We start from the raw sequence: 13,599 nt of genomic DNA on the forward strand, positions 1-13,599 counted from the left end.
CCCCGCCGCGAACTGCTCGGCCGGCCCGTGGGGCCACGGCACCGGGTGGAAGCCCAGTGCCGTCTCCGCCGCGACGCCCCTGGGGAGCTCCAGCTCGACGGTCACCGCGGGCCCCTCAGCCGCGCAGGGCGACGACGTGGCCGGCCAGCGAGTCGATGGAGCGCAGTACCTCCGGGTGCACTTCGTCGTCCCATTCGAAGCCGAACGCGTCCTCCATGGCCACCAGCAGGCTGACCAGCCCGGTGGAGGACACGCCCGCCTCGCGCAACGACATGTCGTCCGGCACGCCGCTGACGAAGCGGTCGTTCCCGAACAGGCCGGTCAGCAGCCCGCGAATGCGCTGCCGGGCGGCCTCGACTTCCTGGTCAGACATGTGCTTCCGCTTCTTCGACGAACTTCAGGACCAGCGTCTGGAAGGTCTCGGGGTCATCGAGGTAGGGCACGTGACCGGCGTTCGGCATGATCTCGCAGTGGCCCTTGGGGAACAGCGCGGCCAGATCGCGGCCGCGTCCCGGGCTGAGCAGGATGTCGTCGTCGCCGAGGACGATCAGGGTCGGCGCGACGACGCGGGACAGCAGCTCGGGGCTGGTGTCGCCCTGCTGGGCCAGGGTCAGGCCGTTGATGAGCTCCTCGGGGGTGTTCATCGCCATGAAGCTCTCCCGCAGCCCCAGGAAGCCCGGCGTACCGCCCTCCTCGTTCATCTCGCCGGCGATCACCTCGGGGTACATGTGGTTGTACAGCGCGGCGATGCCCTCGTTCTTCAGGGTCAGCAGCCAGGCCCGGTTGAGCTGCCGGTGCCGCCGCATCCCGCGCAGACCGAACACCGGGCCCGCCAGCACCAGCCCCCGGACCCGGTCCGGGTACTCCAGCGCCACGTCCCGGGCAAGCTGGGTGGAGGCCGAGGTGCCGACCAGGTACGTCGACTCGATCTCCAGGGCGTCGAGCAAGCCGATCACGTCGGCCGCGTGCTCCTCCCAGGTCGGCTCCTGGGACAGCCGCGTCGACGCACCGTGGTTGCAGAAGTCGTACGTCACCACGCGGTGGCGCCGGGACAGCTCCCCGGTGCACTCCCGCCAGAACGGCGCGCTCAGGAAGAAGTTGTTGAGGAAGGTGAGAGCCGTGCCCTCACCGACGGACTCGTAGTAGAGCTCGACCCCGTCCCTGGTGCGGGCGCGCGGCGCGTCCTGGTGGTACGACAGGTCCTGCTGCGTCTCTTCATCGACTGGCATTGCTCTCCACCCTTGTCTGATTTCTGGCTTCCGCGCCCGGGAGGACGCGCGCGAACTCGGCGACGACGGCGGCCGCGGGGACCTCGTAGGAGACGGCACCGCAGGACAGGCCGCAGTACATCGCCATCTCATCGATCCGGCCGGTGGTCGCTTCGGTCGGCACCGCGGAACTGAACCGCGGCACCAGGTAGGGCTTTCCTTCGACCACCGTGCGGCCGATGAACTTCTTGGCCTGCCCCGGGTCGGCGGTCGCGGAGGTCGCCAGCACCCGGTGCCGTCGACCCGGCCAGCCGATCTCGTAGACATCCGTGACCACGGTGTCGCTGCCCTTGGCGGCGGTCACCGCCCCCTTGAAGTAGGGGTGCGCCCGGGACTCGGTGGCGACGACGAAGGCGGTGCCCAGCAGTACGCCGTCGGCGCCGGCGGCAACGGCCCGGCCGGCCTCCTCGGGCGAGCCGATCCCGCCCGAGGCGACGAGGCAGGCGTCGGGCATCCGTGCGCGCAGCGCGCCGACCAGCTCGTCGCGCCGGGCCGTGCCGAGCAGATGACCGCCGGCCTCGACGCCCTGGGCCACCACCACGGCGCCCTGCTCGGACGCGCAGACCCCGTCGGCGACGGTCCCGACCTGGACCACGACGGGCCGTCCCGCCGCGGCGGCCCGCTCGAACACGGCGTCCTCGGGCAGGCCGAAGAACGACAGGTGCACGCGTTCCGGGGTCTCGTCGAGCACCTGCGCCACCTGCCGGTCGAGTTCCCGCGGCCCGACCACCTCCGGGATCAGGTTCACCCCGACGGGCCGGCCGGTCCCCTCGGTGAGCCGGGCGAGCATGGCCGACAGCGCGTCACCGACCAGCTTGTAGCCGCCGGCGCAGCCTGCGGCGCCCGCATCGGACACCGCGCAGGCGAGCTCCGTCCCGGCGACGCCGCCCATGCCCGACTGCAGCAGGCTCACCTCGACGCCGAGCGCCTCCGCCAGGGAACGACGCATCAGCCCAGGCCCTCGACTGCCGACACCGCGGCGGCGACGCCGCCGAACCGCTGGGTCAGCGTGTGCACCCAGCGCTCCAGGCCGAAGGCCAGGCAGCTGGTGTGCGCCGTGGCGTCGCCGGCCTGGATGGCGCATCGCTCGCCGAAGAAGTTCCGGTGGTAGTTCACCGACCCGATCGCCAGGCCCTCGACGACGAACTCCTCCTTCACCGGGAACAGCCGCTGCATCTTCGCCTTGCCACTGTTCTTGTCGAAGAAGGGGTCGGTGGCCACCTCCACCCGGACGTCGAGGCCCAGCTCGGCGCAGAGGGCGAGCACGGCGTCCTTGGCGCGCTGAAGGTGGTTCTTCGCGCCGTCCTCGGGGCCGACGAAGACGATCTCGCGCATCGAGAAGCCGAGCAGCCGTTGCAGGCCGTCGTAGTGGTTCTCGTTGCGGAAGCAGGTGCCGACGGTGGTCCGCGTGGTGCCCTCGCCGGGGACGGCCGTACCCGCCAGGTCGACGTAGATCGCATAACAGGCCGCCGACGGCAGCGCGAAGCCGCTCGGCTCCATCACGTCGGTCGGTATCCGGCCCACCGGGCGGGACGACTCGGCCAGCATGGGGCCGACGCGCTCGGGGTCGAGCCGGGTGGCGGTAAGGCCGAGGTGCGGGAAGTTGTCGTAGTAGTCGAACCGGTCGAGGTCCTGGCACCGCATCAGGAACGGGTACCGGAACTCCGGGGCGTCCCAGCCGTCGGCCAGGCGTCGGAACACCGAGTCGACGGCCCGCAGCAAACGCAGTTGGCCACCGTCGAGGGTGCTCAGGCCGTTGTCGGTCACTGTGGTCATCGCGCTGCTTTCTGCTCGAAGAAACGCGCCTCGATCGCCTTGACGGTGCGGAAGTCGTCCAGATTCACGTCTTCCGGGTCGATGGCCTCGCCGGTGATCTCCTCCAGCAAGAAGATGAACTCGACGAATGCCAGCGAGTTGATGGCCCGGCTGTCGATGAGGTCCAGATCGTCGGGTACCTGGCCGAGCTGGGGATTGCGTCCGAGGATGAATTCCCGGACCGTCTGTACGGGATTGGTCATTTGATGATTTCCCTGCCGACGCCTGACTTGGTGAGGAACTTCCTTGTCCGCTTGAGCACGTCGTCGTGCGCCTTCAACCGGGCGGGGTGCTCCAGCGCGCGCCGCCGCAGCGCCAGGGCGTCCGGGATGCCGGCATCGCGGTAGGCCGCCGGGTTGTAGAGCGTGGCGATGCTGTACTGCAGGTAGTTCTCCAGGTACTCGGCGACCAGCGGCACCTCGTCCGGGTCACGCCTGGCCACCTGGCCGAGCAGATGGGTGAAGATCATCCGTCCGAACGCGACATGCCGGCTCTCGTCCTGGTGGTGGACCCGGTTGATCTCACGGGCGATGGGCGGCAGCGACTGGTCGGTCGCCATGTGCGCGTTGTAGTAGTCGACGATCTCCTCGAAGATCAGGATGCGCGCGAACACGATCAGCTCGCGGGCCACCGAGGAGAGGTGTTCGACGGAGTCCGCCTTCAACGTCGGCTGCGCCGGGTAGAGCTTGCCGCCGTAGCGCAGGCAGAACTGCGCGAAGAACCACATGTGCTCGTTTTCCTCACCGATGAAGTGGTGCAGGAATTCCGACACATCGGCGTACGGGCGCTCATGGATGCGCATCACGACTTCGCTCATCAGCTCGCGGATGCCGTGGATGTTGAGACTGAAGAAATTGATCGCCTCGAACCTGGTGAGCGCGATCTGCTGCTCGCGGGTCAGCTCGTCCCACATCGGTGTGCCGGCCAACGTGGTCAGGCTCTCGCTCATCCACGGCTGGTCGGGCTCGATGGCCTCGGGCCAGTCGAACATCGTGTAGGGGTTGTAGTAGCCGGATTCGGCCAGGTTCTCCAGCCGACCCAGGTCAAGGACAATCGGCTCGATTTCGCGTACCGCCATTTTGCACTCGTCTTTCCCGACGCAGTGGCCGAAGATTGGATTCAACGAACCGGACGAATGTCCGCGCGCACCTGGATCGGCAGCTGCGAACCGCATTCGTGATGGCCGAGGGCCGCGTTGCAGGACGCGGTGGAAGGGATCACCTTGTTGTAGATCGACCCGAGGCACAGTTCCTGGAAGGCCCCGGTGTCCGCCGAGAGCCGCGCGGCCAGCTGCGCCTTGGCGATGTCGACGGTCCTGAGCGCACCGTCCTCGTCCTCGACCTCGACACAGGCGTGCGGCAGATCGAGAGCCCCGCCGAGCACGCCGCAGAACCAGCCCCGCTTCGCCTCGGCCCGGTATCCGGCCGCGCGGAACCTCTCGGCCAGGAACAGGCTCGCCGCGATGCAGCTCGTGGCGCCGAGAGAGTGCACCAGCCGGTAGTCCGCCTGCATGGGGACGGGGATCATCTGCCAGCGGTAGCCGGCGTCCAGGTAGTCGTGGACCAGCTGCCGAAGCACCGGTGAGACCAGGGGGGTGCGCGCACCGGTCGTGGTGACCGTCGCCGTGTACTCGGCCGATCCCGCGCTCGCCGTCGGCGCCGTCACCTCCTCGACGCGCCCGCCGAAGCGCCGGACGTCCGGCGCTTCGAGATGCCAGGGCGCCACGCCGGCGCAGTCGACACACTCCATGCGGACCCGGAAGGTCCAGGACTTCGGGCGCAGGAGATCGTCGACGGGCCGACCGGCGAACCGGAACAGCATGCGGAAGGCGAGCTCCGGCTGCGTCGTCGACTTGCCCGAGTACATGCCGAGGTTGTAGAGGTCGTTGGCGTCGAAGCAACGCACCCCGGCGCGGTCCTCGAATGGCAGACCTCCCTCGACCAGAGCGTCGATGTCCGCCGCGTCGCAGCCGAGCATTTCCCGCGCCACGGATTCCGACTGGGTTCTGTCGGAATACTGGTCGGGAATGAATTCGATGGAATCCGCCACTTTCTCCCAGGACACCTGCGAGACGGCGGCTTGGTGCGACACTACCTACCTCCCCAGTCAGCAATTACTGGCCGTATTGCAACCAGTGCCACGAACCTAGCAGCCGACAATCACACCGCGACAGATTCACTTCACATTCGTCGCCGTGCGTTTTGCATGGCGACGAATGGAAAAAAAATATCGCCGAGTGGCATCACGAAGTTGTGGAATGTGATGCGGGGCAAACCGCACATCACACAGGTGACTCCCGGAACCGGCGGCGGGGCGCGCCGGGAGCGGTCCGCGCGCCCGGACGCCTCAGATCCACTGCAGATCACGGGCAATGCGCAGCGCGTCAATACGGTTGCGCGCACCTATCTTCGCGACCACGGACGAAATGTAGTTGCGCACCGTCCCCTCGGACAGACACAGCCGATCGGCGATCTCCTCCATGGTGTCGCCGCGGTCCAGGTGCTCCAGCACGGACAACTGGCGCAGGGTCAGCGGACAGTCCCCGCCCGCCACGGCCGCCACCGTCAGCTCGGCGTCGAAGGCGCGCTCGCCCTGGTGCACCAGGTGGACGGCCTCGAAGAACCGGCGGGGCGGGGCGCTTCTGCGGACCATTCCGTCGATCTCCCCGGTGAAGGCCCTGCGGACGACCGACCGGATGCATACGGTGGCGACCAGCAGCGTCCGGCATTCGGGAAGGATCGCGATCTTCTCGGCGAGGTCAATCGTTTCGGCGTCTCTGCCGTCGAAGCTGATGACCACGACGTCGGGCCGGTGCAGCTCGGCGAACTCCAGCGCCGCCAGCTTGCTGTCCACCGACCCCGCCACTTTGATCTCCGCACGCTGTTCCAGTAAAGCCGTCAGTGCGGACCTGGACAGATGCAGCTCGTCGAAAACCATTACGTCGATGCCCACTCGACTCCTCCGATCGGTTCGTATCGCATAACACTCACCTACGCGTACGGAAATCGGCCTTTCTGCTGTCCGGGAGCGCGAGGAAGAAGATTTCTCGCGCATGGCCCATCAGTCCTTGAGCCGGGCCCTGAGCGCGTTCTTGTCGATCTTTCCGACGGCCGTCAGCGGCATCTGGTCGAGCACCACCAGCCGGTCGGGGAGCTTGTACGGCGCGATGCCGCGGTCCCTGAGCCCGTCCCGCACCTCCGACAGCGTCGGGGGGTGCTCCGCCTCCCGTGGGACCACGCACACGCAGGTCTGCTCGCCGAGCTCCGCGTGCGGCACACCGATCACGGCGGCCAGGGCGATGCGAGGGTCGCCGAGCAGATGCTGCTCGACCTCCCTGGCCGGCACCTTCTCCCCGCCCCGGTTGACGACGTCGTTGGTGCGCCCCACCACCTCGAAGTAGCCCGCGGCCGTCCGCCGGACCACGTCGCCGGTGCGGAAGAAGCCGTCGCCGGTGAACTGAGCGCGGTCGCTCTCCTCGGCCCGGTAATAGCCGCGCACCGTGTAGGGGCCGCGGGTCAGCAGTTCCCCTTCCTCACCCGGCCCCGCCTCCTGGCCGTCCTCGCGGATCACCCGTATCTCGTCGGCCGGTGCCAGGGGGCGGCCCTGCGTATGGAGGACGACGTTCTCGGGGTCGTCCAACCGTGTGTAGTTGAGCAGGCCCTCTGCCATGCCGTACACCTGCTGCAGGACACAGCCGAATGCCCCGGACACCCTGCGCGCCGTCGCGGGGGAGAGCCTGGCCTCGCCGACCTGGAGCAGTTCGAGCGACCCCAGGTGGTGCGCGGTCCGCTCGGCGGCGTCGAGCCACAGCGACACCAGCGGCGGCGACAGCGAGGTGACCGTCACCCCGGCGCTCTCGATCAGGGGGAAGCACAGTTCGGGGGTGGGTGCCATGGCCGGCACCACGGTGCCGCCCATGCGCAACGTGCCCAGCACACCGGGGCACCCCAGGGCGAAGTTGTGGCCCATGGGCAGCGCGCACAGATAGCGGGTGTCCCTCCTGAACCCGCACAGCCGTGAGCTCTGGCGCAACTGGTACGCGTAGTCGGCGTGTGTGCGCGGGACGAGCTTCGGCGGCCCGGAGGTGCCCCCGGAGAGCAGGAAGAAGGCCACCTCCCGCGCGTCGGGCACCGGCAGGTCCACCGGGTCCCCGTCGACCTCCGCGAGCGCCGCGAAGGGGCCCGGGTCGCCGGCCACGAGCACGTGCCGCAGCGTGCCCGCGCCCGCCAGCACGTCCTTGGCGATGATCCGGTAGTCGCAGTCGAGCGCCTCGTCCGCGCAGACGTACATCACCGCTTCCGCACTGTTGACGAGGTGGACGATCTCCGCCGTCCGGTGCGCGGGATAGGCGAACACCGGCAGCGCCCCCAGCCGGAAGAGGGCAATGCACAGCACCAACAGCTCCACGTCGTTGGGCAGTTGGACGACGACGCGGTCACCGGCGCCGAGACCGAGGCCGCGCAGTCCGGCGGCGAGCCGGTCCGCCGCCCGGTCCATCCCGCCGTAGGTCAGGGTGCGGGTGGCGGTGACGACCGCCGGCCGGTCCCGCGCGTCCGGCGCGGACATGGGCAGGCTGCCGAGAATCTCGTCGTTCCAGTATCCCCTGGCCCGGTAGTCCTCGGCGTACGGCTCGGGCCACGGCACGCAGCCCTCAAGCATGGTGCGCCCCGCCCACGTGCTTCTCCACCCGCATGTCGCCGCGCCTCCCTCTGTCCGTCGGGGTCCCAAGGACCTGCGGCAGAGCAGCCTGACACCGGGGGTCTGGCGACTTTCTGTACGCGTTCTTCAGAAGTCGTGGCCAAGGGCTGTGACCAGGGCGTACGGGGGCACGGGACGGCCCCGCGTCGCACGGAGCCGAGCGGCCGGCGCCGTGGCGCTGGCCGCCGCTCAGGGCAGCGGCAGAGGGCGGGCGAGGAGTTCGACGCCGTGCGGCGGCCCGGCGAGTTCACCGGCCTTGGTCCAGCCCCACCGCCGGTACAGCTCGTGGGCCGGCGCCCGGGTCGACGCGGCCAACACGGCGTACCGCTCGGTGCGGTCGGCCAGCAGCACCCGCCCGTGCCCACGGCCCCGCAACTCCCGTACGACGGCCAGCTCGTAGACGTAGAACAGCGGCCGACGCAGCCACCGCGGGGCGGGCGCGACGGCCCGCGGGTGCCACCAGTCCGCCTCCCGGCGCACCCCGTAGGCGAAGCCGCCCAGCGCGCCACCGTCCAGCACGGTCGTCACCGCGAAGCCGGGCAGGCGCGCGTGTTCGGCGAGCTGCGCGGCGAACGCCTCCGCCGCCGCCGCGTCCTCGTCGTACGGCGGCTCCCGGTAGACCCGGTGGTAGACGTCCCGGAACGGCTGGCCCTCCGCCAGTGCCTTGTCGTTGTCGAGGTAGTGGCATGTGTGGTGCAGGGTGAACCCTTCGGCGAGCGCCTTCTCGGCCGCTTGCAGCGCGTCGGGCCGGGCGGCGAACCCGATGGCCAGCCGGCGGTTCGCCCGGTCGGACACGGCCGCGGCCAGCACCGGGACGTCGAACTCGTTGTCCAGGTGGATCAGGGTGATGTCGTAGGCGTCCAGGCTGTCGTAAACCAGCTCACGGATCCGGTCGGGCATCGGAAGCCGGGGCAGGCGGGGCGTGTTGGCCCACCACAGCATGGTGGTGTCCCGCTCGATCACCTCCTCCAGTCCCGAGGTGACGGCCTGCTCCTCCGTCACCCCGGCCGCCACCCCGGCCACCAGGGGGTCGGAGTAAGCGACCGGGTCGTGCTCCCCGTGGGCGACCAGGAAGGCCGGCACCCACACCGGCTCCCCCGTGGTCCATGACCGGCCCTCGACCCAGGCGCACTCCGAGTCGGTGGTCAGCGGAGCGAAGGGAAAGCCGTCGCTGAGGTACTGCCGCCGCGAGTACAGGTGCAGTCGGCGCGGGTCGAGCGCGGGCACCCCGGCCCTGCGCAGCGCGGTGTAGCTGCCGACGCGGAGCCGGTCCTGCGACAGCCGGCTGCCGCAGTAGCGTTCGACCGCCTCGCCCACGGTGCTGCGGCGGGCGCCGTCGAAGCCGGACCATGAGGTGCCGAACGCCTGCCGGTCGTTGGGCCAGTCGGCGACCCGCCGCATGTCGGCGACGTCGACCGCGCACGCGCGCAGCCGGGCCGGCATGCCGGGCAGCGGGGCCAGCTCCTGGACACCGGTGACGACGCCCACCTGGTCGTCCACGAGCAGGTCCGCCTCGGCGTCGCCCCGTGTCACGGGCCGGGGCCGGGTCGGTACCGGCAGCACGGTGCGGTGAATCCGCCCGAAGCCGCGCGCGTCGAGCTCGACCTCGTCCACGCCCGTGCCCTCCGCGACCCAGCGCTCCAGATACGCGCCGAGCTGTGCGGCCACCCAGCGGGCTTCACCGCCGCTCGGCGGACCGCCGGCCGGTTCGTCCGCGTCCCGCACGGCCGTCACCACCCGCGGATCGGGCGCGGCGGCGAGCCGACGCTCCAGTACGTCCGTGAAGTCGGCGGTCACGCCGGGTGTGACCGCCGGTCCGAGGAGCGCACGGCCGCGTTCCCGGCGCAGCGGCAGCCAGCGCAGTCCGAGACCGGCGCAGAGCTCGTCGAGGCGGGCAAGTTCCTTGTGGGCGGGGTAGGCGAAGGCGGCGACGAGCACGGTGTCGCGGGTGTCGACGCCGGTGAGGTCCCGGGGGGCGGGCTCGACGCGCGCGTAGCCGACCGGTTCGAGCGCGTGGGCGATCGGGGTGGTGAGCTCGGGGGTGCCGGTGAGCAGGACGGTGGTGCGGGCGAGTCCGGCCGCCCGGTCGGCGTCCTCGGTGGCCCGGGCCGGGCGCAGGGATCCGTCGTGGAGCAGGACGTCGACCACCTCGGCGTATTCCGGCGCCATTCCGGAAAGCAGTTCGGACCGCGTCCCGGTCCCGTCACAGCGGGCCACCCAGGCACGGAACTCGGAAGTGGGAGCGGCTATATAGAACTGCCCGCCGTTCGCGGTCGTGAGAAAGCACAGGTCCCGCTCGATGTCGTAGATCTCCACGTCCACGAGTCGCAAGGTGACGCCGTCCGCTGACATATCAGTCCTCGTCGCCGGAATCGATACTGCAAAAGGCCACGGCCCCGGATGCCACCCGGGGCCGTGGCAGGTTGACCTAGCAGGTCAAAGTCACTTGGCCACCGAGCGGTTGTGGACGACAGCTCGGTTGTGCACCACGGCGCGATTGTGGACGACGGCGCGGTTGTGCACGACGGCGCAGATGACGTTGGCCTTGACGGTGGAAATCATTGAATTTCCTCTCATCGGTCGGTCGCTGACGTGAATTACGATACCGACTTTCCATGGTGCGGCCTAGATGAATCCTGCATCCATGGAAATGCATAATTCACGGCCGCACCGAATTCGGTGGAGAATTTTCCGCCATAGCGGGCCGATCGGGCGGACCGGGCCCCGGCCAACCAGAAAATGCCCCGATTCAGCCCGCGGCCGGCTCGGGCACGCTCTCCGGCACCCCGACCGGCTCCTCGGGTCGCCGCAGGACGGCGAGCGCGATGATCACGCCGACGACCAGCAGCGCCGCACTCAGGTTCAGACCGAGGGCGTACCCGTCGTTGAGGGCCTGCGGCGTGACGGAGTGGCCGGAGCGGTGCTCGGCCGCGGTGCCGAGGGCGGCGAGCCCCAGCGAGGCACCGATCTGCCGGGAGCTGTTGAGCAGGCCGGAGGCGGTGCCGGTCTCCGCGGGCGCGACGCCGACGGTGGCGGTGGACACGAGCGGTCCGAGGCAGAGGCCGAAGCCCACGCTTGCGGCGATCGACGGCCCAAGGACGTCGGTGAGGAAGCCGCCGTCAGGGCTGATGAGGCCGAACCAGGCGAACCCGAGCGCGGTGAGCAGGCCGCCGAGGACCATCAGGGTGCGGGGGGCTACCTTGTAGCCGAGCTTGATCGCGAGCACGGAACCGACGACCACACCGAGGGCGAACGGCAGGAACATCAGTCCGGTTTCGGCGGCCCCCTTGCCGAGGACCCGCTGCAGGTAGAGCGACATGAAGTAGAACGCCGAGGCCATCGCCGCGCCGACCAGCAGGTTGTAGCTGTTGGCGCCCGCCACCGACCGGTTGGCGAACAGGCCGAGCCGGACCAGCGGTTCGCGAGCGGTGGTCCGCTCGACCCAGACGAAGGCGGCGAGCAGCACCACGGAGACCGCCAGGGTGCTCAGGGTGATCGTCGAGGTCCAGCCGTGCTGGTCGGTGCGCACGACACCGAAGACCAGCAGGCCCAGGCCACCGGTCGCCAGGACGGCGCCGAGCACGTCGGGACGTCCGGCGCGCCCGGTCGGCCTGGCGTCGACGATGCCGCGCCAGGCCATGGCCAGGGCCACGGTGGCCATCGGTACGTTGACGAACATCACCCAGCGCCAGCCGGCGTACTCGGTTAGCAGACCACCGGCCAGGACGCCCAGGGCGCCACCGGCGGCGTTCATCGCGCTCCACACCCCGAACGCCTTCACCCGGGCCTTGCCCGTCGGGAACGTCGCGGTCAGCAGTGCCAGCGCGGCCGGGGCGAGCGCGGCGGCCCCGATGCCCTGCGCGGCGCGGGCGCCGACCAGCTGGCCGGGCGCCTGGGCGAAGCCGCCGAGCAGCGAGGCGAGCCCGAACAGGCCCAGCCCGAACAGCAGGACCCGCTTGCGGCCGTAGCGGTCGGCAGCCTTGCCTCCCAGCAGCAGCAGCCCGCCGAAGGTGAGCGCGTAGGCATGGATCACCCAGGTCAGACCGACGGCACTGAAGCCGAGGCCGGCGGCGATCTCGGGGAGACCGACGTTCACGACCGACAGGTCCAGCGACACCATGAACTGCACGACGGCCACCGCGGCGAGCGTGAGCCCTGGACGGGCGACGGGACTTCCCGTCGCGTTCTCGTTCGTCCCGTTCATCCTCGTGGACTCCCTTCCCCTGGAGAGGGCTGCTATTTTAGGAACACGTTCCGAAAGTAGCACCGAGGAGCCCCTGTGTGAACTCGAAAGCCGAAGGCCGACCGGTTTCACCGCCCCGCACAGCCACCCGGCATGATGGGGGGATGCCCGGACCGTCCGCCCCTCTCGCGTCGCACGGCCGCACCGGCCGGCCGCCGGTGACCTCCCGCACGCAGATCCTGTCGGCGGCCCGCCGACTCATCGACCGAGACGGCTGGGAGAAGCTGACCATCCGCCGCCTCGCCGCCGAGTTGGGCATCGGCGCGACGACGCTGTACCACCACATCCAGAACAAGGAGGACCTCTTGGTCCTCCTGCTCAACCACTACATCGACCAGCTCGAGCGCCCGGACCTGCCGAGCGACCCGCAGGAGCGCATCGTCACGGCCGCCACGGCGATGCACGACGCCCTCGCGGGCTGGCCGTGGGCGGCGGAGATCCTCACCGTCGACGGGTTCGTCGGCCTCCTCGACGAAACCGCGCTGTGGATGGTCGAAGCCATCCTGTCCGGAGCCGCCGACCGCGGATGCACGCCCGAGCAGGGCGTGGAGGTCTTCCGCAGCATCTGGTATTACACCGTCGGAGAAATCCTCGTCCGCGCCCACTCCGACGACCGGCAGGACGGTGATGAGCGGGCCCTCGCCCGCGAGACCTCCTTCAGCAGCCTCGATGCGTCCCAGGTGCCATGCCTGGCCGCCATCGGCAGCCGATGGGCAGCACTTGCCGCACGAGACACCTACCGCCAAGGACTCCGCGCATTCGTCGACGGCCTGTTCGAACAAGCGTCGGCCCCGTATCCAACGAGAAGATCAGCCAGCCCCCGCTAATCTCATGATCGTTCAGCTGGCTCCCAGATAACCCCGAAGTCACCAGCGCTTGCCGCCACCCTGCGGCTTTGGTCGTTTACACCGCTCGGACCGGGGCCCGCGGCAAAGGGGCGAACTCGGGCCTTTCCCTCTGGGCGTGGACACCTTGGACACTGAAGTCTTCTCAGCAACGTGACGGTTGCGGTGTGTGATGATGCCGGACGGCGGGATGGTGACTCGGTGTCAGACATGAGTGAAGCCCCTGGTAGGAACGGGTCTGCGAAGATCACGTTCCGTACAACCAGAGGCTCCACGTGGCGTCCATTATCACCTACACCGCCGTGCTCGATGTCCGCAGGGCGACCGCCGAGCATCTCGCGAAGCTGCTGCGCGGGCACCGCGAGCAGCTCGGGACCCGCAAGGGCACTCGCGCGCTGGGCGTCTTCAAACAGGCGGTACTCGTGCTGCGCTGGTTCGTCGACGGTACCCGGCTGGTCCAACTCGCCCGGGACAACGGCATCTCGGTACCGACCGCCTACCGCTACCTGCACGAAGGGCTGACGGTGCTCGCCGGCCACGCGCCCGATCTGTCCAGCGCGCTGGAGAGGGCGGCGGCGGCCGGGTACACCCACCTCAATCTGGACGGCACGGTCATCCGCACCGACCGCGTGGCTGCCGCCGGCCCCAACGGCGCGGACCTGTGGTGGTCGGGCAAGCACAAGCACCACGGAGGAAACGTGCAGGTCATCGCCGCCCCGGACGGCTGGCC

At 69.7% G+C, this 13,599-nt stretch carries 12 protein-coding genes and 1 pseudogene; 2 read left to right on the forward strand and 11 right to left on the reverse strand.

The features are described 5' to 3' along the window. Positions 1 to 115: 115 nt before the first annotated feature. The 11 genes from B9S61_RS35215 to B9S61_RS35260 all read right to left on the reverse strand — a co-directional run bounded on the left by B9S61_RS35215 (position 116) and on the right by B9S61_RS35260 (position 11,985). Positions 116 to 373 (reverse strand): phosphopantetheine-binding protein, encoded by a 258-nt coding sequence (locus tag B9S61_RS35215; protein WP_103545806.1) that lies wholly within the window; start codon positions 371 to 373, stop codon positions 116 to 118. Then, positions 366 to 1,229 carry an alpha/beta fold hydrolase gene (locus B9S61_RS35220; RefSeq protein WP_181007673.1) on the reverse strand — a complete coding sequence of 288 codons (864 nt, stop codon included), beginning with the start codon at positions 1,227 to 1,229 and terminating at the stop codon, positions 366 to 368. Before B9S61_RS35220 ends, B9S61_RS35215 begins: the two co-directional genes overlap by 8 nt. Next, the gene (locus B9S61_RS35225) at positions 1,216 to 2,217 is read right to left on the reverse strand and encodes a nitronate monooxygenase family protein (RefSeq protein ID WP_181007674.1); all 1,002 of its coding nucleotides are present in this window, start codon (positions 2,215 to 2,217) and stop codon (positions 1,216 to 1,218) included. Before B9S61_RS35225 ends, B9S61_RS35220 begins: the two co-directional genes overlap by 14 nt. Beyond that, a complete protein-coding gene (locus B9S61_RS41275; protein WP_181007675.1) occupies positions 2,217 to 3,044 on the reverse strand; it encodes a hypothetical protein in 828 nt (275 codons plus the stop codon). Before B9S61_RS41275 ends, B9S61_RS35225 begins: the two co-directional genes overlap by 1 nt. Next, positions 3,041 to 3,286: an acetyl xylan esterase gene (locus tag B9S61_RS35230; RefSeq protein ID WP_103545809.1), complete on the reverse strand. Its 246-nt coding sequence runs from the start codon at positions 3,284 to 3,286 to the stop codon at positions 3,041 to 3,043. The genes B9S61_RS41275 and B9S61_RS35230 overlap by 4 nt, the downstream gene beginning before the upstream one ends. Then, on the reverse strand, positions 3,283 to 4,161 hold the full coding sequence (locus B9S61_RS35235; RefSeq protein WP_103545810.1) for a diiron oxygenase: 879 nt from the start codon (positions 4,159 to 4,161) through the stop codon (positions 3,283 to 3,285). The genes B9S61_RS35230 and B9S61_RS35235 overlap by 4 nt, the downstream gene beginning before the upstream one ends. 41 nt (positions 4,162 to 4,202) lie before the next feature. Continuing rightward, on the reverse strand, positions 4,203 to 5,072 hold the full coding sequence (locus tag B9S61_RS35240) for a hypothetical protein (protein WP_219819996.1): 870 nt from the start codon (positions 5,070 to 5,072) through the stop codon (positions 4,203 to 4,205). Positions 5,073 to 5,429: 357 nt separating this feature from the next. Next, positions 5,430 to 6,035 carry a response regulator transcription factor gene (locus B9S61_RS35245; RefSeq protein WP_181007676.1) on the reverse strand — a complete coding sequence of 202 codons (606 nt, stop codon included), beginning with the start codon at positions 6,033 to 6,035 and terminating at the stop codon, positions 5,430 to 5,432. Between the two features lie 108 nt (positions 6,036 to 6,143). Then, a complete protein-coding gene (locus tag B9S61_RS35250) occupies positions 6,144 to 7,727 on the reverse strand; it encodes an AMP-binding protein (RefSeq protein ID WP_308457811.1) in 1,584 nt (527 codons plus the stop codon). Between the two features lie 243 nt (positions 7,728 to 7,970). Beyond that, entirely contained in the window at positions 7,971 to 10,133 is a 2,163-nt protein-coding gene (locus tag B9S61_RS43370) for a YcaO-like family protein (RefSeq protein ID WP_308457812.1), read from the reverse strand. A 397-nt stretch (positions 10,134 to 10,530) separates the two neighbouring features. Beyond that, positions 10,531 to 11,985 (reverse strand): MFS transporter, encoded by a 1,455-nt coding sequence (locus B9S61_RS35260; RefSeq protein ID WP_181007677.1) that lies wholly within the window; start codon positions 11,983 to 11,985, stop codon positions 10,531 to 10,533. Positions 11,986 to 12,128: 143 nt separating this feature from the next. Here B9S61_RS35260 and B9S61_RS35265 point away from each other — a divergent pair, with 143 nt between their 5' ends. Continuing rightward, positions 12,129 to 12,851, forward strand: a complete 723-nt coding sequence (locus B9S61_RS35265; protein ID WP_181007678.1) for a TetR/AcrR family transcriptional regulator — start codon at positions 12,129 to 12,131, stop codon at positions 12,849 to 12,851. A 293-nt stretch (positions 12,852 to 13,144) separates the two neighbouring features. Then, a pseudogene (locus B9S61_RS35270) lies at positions 13,145 to 13,599 on the forward strand (IS5/IS1182 family transposase); the annotation flags it as partial.

Source organism: Streptomyces sp. SM1, from assembly GCF_002910825.1.
In the GTDB taxonomy this organism is placed as follows: Bacteria; Actinomycetota; Actinomycetes; order Streptomycetales; family Streptomycetaceae; genus Streptomyces; species Streptomyces okerensis.

Bases quoted from the DNA above. Each gene is read 5' to 3' on its own strand.
- B9S61_RS35215 (WP_103545806.1), bottom strand. From the start codon at position 373: ATGTCTGACCAGGAAGTCGAGGCCGCCCGGCAGCGCATTCGCGGGCTG.
- B9S61_RS35220 (WP_181007673.1), bottom strand. From the start codon at position 1,229: ATGCCAGTCGATGAAGAGACGCAGCAGGACCTGTCGTACCACCAGGAC.
- B9S61_RS35225 (WP_181007674.1), bottom strand. From the start codon at position 2,217: ATGCGTCGTTCCCTGGCGGAGGCGCTCGGCGTCGAGGTGAGCCTGCTG.
- B9S61_RS41275 (WP_181007675.1), bottom strand. From the start codon at position 3,044: ATGACCACAGTGACCGACAACGGCCTGAGCACCCTCGACGGTGGCCAA.
- B9S61_RS35230 (WP_103545809.1), bottom strand. From the start codon at position 3,286: ATGACCAATCCCGTACAGACGGTCCGGGAATTCATCCTCGGACGCAAT.
- B9S61_RS35235 (WP_103545810.1), bottom strand. From the start codon at position 4,161: ATGGCGGTACGCGAAATCGAGCCGATTGTCCTTGACCTGGGTCGGCTG.
- B9S61_RS43370 (WP_308457812.1), bottom strand. From the start codon at position 10,133: ATGTCAGCGGACGGCGTCACCTTGCGACTCGTGGACGTGGAGATCTAC.
- B9S61_RS35260 (WP_181007677.1), bottom strand. From the start codon at position 11,985: ATGAACGGGACGAACGAGAACGCGACGGGAAGTCCCGTCGCCCGTCCA.
- B9S61_RS35265 (WP_181007678.1), top strand. From the start codon at position 12,129: ATGCCCGGACCGTCCGCCCCTCTCGCGTCGCACGGCCGCACCGGCCGG.